2 protein-coding genes and 1 pseudogene are annotated in these 3531 nt (G+C 35.4%); 2 read left to right on the plus strand and 1 reads right to left on the minus strand.

Features of this window, described 5'->3' with window-relative positions; translation table 11 throughout:
* A pseudogene (locus H1P_RS36850) lies at positions 1–465 on the plus strand (hypothetical protein); the annotation flags it as partial.
* 344 nt (positions 466–809) lie between these two features.
* Here H1P_RS36850 and H1P_RS31810 read toward each other — a convergent pair.
* Complete coding sequence (locus H1P_RS31810) at positions 810–1283, minus strand: DUF4168 domain-containing protein (RefSeq protein ID WP_144875260.1); 474 nt, start codon at positions 1281–1283, stop codon at positions 810–812.
* 115 nt (positions 1284–1398) lie between these two features.
* Here H1P_RS31810 and H1P_RS31815 point away from each other — a divergent pair, with 115 nt between their 5' ends.
* A complete protein-coding gene (locus tag H1P_RS31815) occupies positions 1399–3177 on the plus strand; it encodes a fatty acyl-AMP ligase (protein ID WP_144875262.1) in 1779 nt (592 codons plus the stop codon).
* Positions 3178–3531 lie beyond the last annotated feature (354 nt).

Here is a 3531-nt window from a genome sequence, read left to right on the forward strand (position 1 = left end):
TTAAACAGTGATTTTGATGGCAACAACGACATCTTATTTACGGGTAGTGGTAATGATTTAATTGATGCTTCTGTTGCTTTTGGACACAACCGTATTTATGCAGGTGAAGATGATGATATTTTATTAGCTGGCAGTAACAATAGCCTAGTTGGTGATTCGGGGGCAGATTTATTTTTTGTCGGTACGGGAGAAGGCAATAACTTAATTACTGGTGGTACGGATGCCGACCAATTTTGGATTCTTACTGATGAAGGAAACTTACCCGTAATGGCAAATATTATTACCGACTTTGATAGTGGAGAAGGAGATGTAATTGGTCTGGCTAACACCAACTTAGACTTTGATACTCTAGAATTTATTGCTGATGGTAGCAATACAGTTGTTCGCGGTTTGGGTATAGATTTAGCAATATTGGTCGATCTCGAACCTACTCAAGTAAGTGAATCTGACTTTGTTTTTGTTTAAAATCGCGATCGCGATTAGCTTTCTTGCTATAGGCTTAGGCTATAAGCTTATAGCTGGTTAAATCAACCTAAAACTAGATTCTTAGAGCTACTTTCTGAATTTTTCTCACTTTCTGCTAGCCTTAGAGGATGTTGGGAGTTCTCTTTTCTACTTTCCATACATCATCTAAGCTCTAAGCTCTTTTTATTTATTCAGCATGAAAAGTTTAAAAATCATACCTTGATTAACCAACGCCCAAATAACAAATAATAGTAGCCTTGCTCCTATGTGTTCGCGTTCGCGCTTGTTAAAAAATCCAACTGGGATTGCACCAATTTTTTCTTTTGACTTACTAAAAATTAATGTTAATTTTGTAAATCTAACAATTTCTGTTGAACTTGTTGATAAAAAGAACCCTCGCTATCGTAATTATTTTTTAACTGGTTAAAGCGTTGGATTGAAAGATTATTTTCTTGGACGATTTGACGAGAACGATTGCAATAGTTATTGGCAATACCTCTAACATTTTCTGGTATATCGTTCATGGTTTCAGGGCGATCGCAAGTAATTTCTGGTGGCGGTTGATTTACCATTGATTTAATTTCTTGATAAACTTGCTGACGCAGTACTTCTACTTCAAAACCCGCTCTGGCATAATTGTAAACTTCTTCTGGGGTAAAATTTTGAGCATAAACAGCATTTTCCCAATTCAGAAAATGAGGTTGAACAGAAATTTCTGGCGTAATTCCACTAATTATGCCCATTGCTGCTAAGATACCACCAGCAAGAGAACGATTAATTTTATTTAATTTATAAAGAGTTGATTTAATAATAAACATTGTGTTTTCTGCAAGACAACAAAGTATCGGGTTTTAAGATTGCTATTTATTTTGAAGTTTTTTTACGAGCATAAGTTCCATTTTTTTACTTTGTTTTGAGATAATTATAAACTTTATGCAAAAATATACCGATCTAGTTCAAATTCTTCAACAAAGAGCGATCGCTGATTCGCCAAAAATTGCTTATCGTTTCCTCCAGAATGGCACAACTGAGTCAGGATGTCTGACTTATCAAGAATTAGATTTACAAGCCAGTGCGATCGCATCTATGCTACAATCTTTGGTAAGTCCTGGTAGTAGAGCTTTATTAATTTATTCTTATGATGCAGGTTTAGAGTTCGTTGCTGCTTTTATGGGGTGTCTCTATGCGGGTGTTGTTGCGGTTACTACTACACCTCCTCGTCAGAGCAAAGATTTAAAAAAGCTGGCACAAAGAGTAACTTCTTCAGGAGCAGAAGTTATTTTAACAACTGAAGATTTTATTCAAGCTATTAAAGGAAAAGTTGCGAAAAATATAGATCTAGTCAATAAATTCAAGCATCTTAAATGTTTTACTACGGATAATCTCGATCTTGCTTTAGCTAAAGACTGGAAGCAGCCTATTATTAGTCCTGATACTTTGGCCTTTTTTCAATACACTTCTGGATCGACAGGAAATCCCAAAGGTGTCATGGTGACTCATGAAAATATTCTTTATAACCAAGAAATGATTCGTCAAGGCTTTGCTCATGACAAATCTACTATTGTGGTGGGTTGGTTGCCTTTATTTCACGATATGGGATTAATTGGGAATGTGTTGCAACCTCTTTTTCTTGGTGTTGAAAGTATTTTAATGTCTCCTGTTTCTTTAGCAAAACAACCCTTTGAATGGTTAAAAGCAATCACTAACTATCAAGCAACTACCAGTGGAGGTCCTAATTTCGCTTATGATTTATTATGTTTAAAAGCTACTCCTGAGAAGTTAGCTGAATTAGACTTAGGTAGTTGGTCAGTAGCCTTTTCTGGTGCAGAAACAGTTAGAGCCGAAACTATTGAAAGATTTTCTCATATTTTTGCTAATTGTGGTTTTAATAAGTCGGCTTTTTATCCTTGTTATGGTATGGCAGAAACTACTTTATTTATTACTGGTGGGGTGCAAAAAGAAAAACCTAAAATTAAATATGTAGAGAGCTTCAGTTTGGAACAAAATAAAGTAGTAGAAACTACACCCAATAAATCAGAAAGTAAAGCAATAGTAAGCTGTGGTAAACCCTGGTTGGATACTGAGATTATAATAGTTAATCACGAAAATTTAACGCGTTGTGAAAATAAAACTGTAGGAGAAATTTGGGTGAGAGGCTCAGGGGTTAGTCAGGGTTATTGGAATCAAGAAGTAGAAACCCAAGATACTTTTCAAGTTTATTTAGCAGATAGTGAAGATAAACAATGGTTACGTACAGGAGACTTAGGATTTTTAGCTAATGGAGAACTTTACATCACAGGAAGATTAAAAGAAGTAATGATTTTTTGGGGAAGATATTGTTATCCCCAACACGTAGAGCAAACCGTACAAAAAGCTCATCCTGCTCTAAGAGAAAATGCTGGTGCTGCTTTTGCTATTGAGACAGAAGGCGCGGAAAGATTAGTAATTGTTCAAGAAGTAGAAAGAAGTTATTTACGCTCTTTAAATATTGAAGAAATTGTAACTGCAATTTGCCATGCAGTAGGTCAAGAACATGAAGTAGAAGTCTCTGCTATTGGTCTAATTAAAACTGGTAGTATTCCTAAAACTTCTAGCGGAAAAATTCAACGAAGAGCTTGTGCAAAAAAGTTTGTGGAAAATAGTCTTAATGTTATCGCTAAATGGCAACCAGGAGATTCTGAAAAAACAGTAACCGAGATATTTAATTTGTAACTTAGAGGATGTATGGAAAGTATAAAAGAGAACTCCTAAGTACAGAATAACTAGAAGTGATGACAAAAAGAAAACCTGATTCTACAGATGTTTCTAATTCACTTCGAGGCTATCCTAGAACCGCTAATTCCACCTCAAAAATCTAGTGGTCGTCCCAGAACTGTTAGTATCAGGGAAATTATCAGTGCGATCTTTGATCTTCTGGCGACTGGTTAAATATAGTGTTTCAATTGGACTTTGAGCAAAAAGAAGAAGCTCGTATTAATGTCTTGATCTTCTCTATGGACAGGGCAAACGCATCTTAAATTGAGCGAAAACAGATAATTGAAGAAAGAAAGGATAAAAGTCAAAAAA

It is taken from the genome of Hyella patelloides LEGE 07179, assembly GCF_900659865.1.
Taxonomy (GTDB): Bacteria; Cyanobacteriota; Cyanobacteriia; order Cyanobacteriales; family Xenococcaceae; genus Hyella; species Hyella patelloides.